The following is a 262-nucleotide window of genomic DNA, read 5'->3' as shown; positions in this document are numbered from 1 at the left end:
CACAGGATCATGCTCCGGTACTAAACGGCCAATGATTGCGTGACCCGCTTCATGATAAGCGGTTGATGCTTTTTGTTCTTCAGTCATCACCATTGAACGGCGCTCAGCGCCCATCATGATCTTATCTTTCGCTTTCTCAAACTCAACCATTGAGACAACGCGTTTTATTACCACGCGCAGCAAATAAAGCGGCTTCGTTAACTAAGTTAGCTAAGTCAGCACCCGAGAAACCAGGGGTACCACGCGCTAAAATTGCTGGATC

1 pseudogene is annotated in these 262 nt (G+C 47.7%); it reads right to left on the bottom strand.

Annotated features, from left to right (window positions below):
• Positions 1-262 (bottom strand): annotated as a pseudogene (locus BHE89_RS02150) (ATP-dependent zinc metalloprotease FtsH); the annotation flags it as partial.

The organism is Shigella sp. FC1967 (assembly GCF_001743005.1).
Classification (GTDB): Bacteria; Pseudomonadota; Gammaproteobacteria; order Enterobacterales; family Enterobacteriaceae; genus Proteus.
Note: the sequence above shows the minus strand (reverse complement) of the source record. Positions and strands in the feature narration are given on the sequence as shown.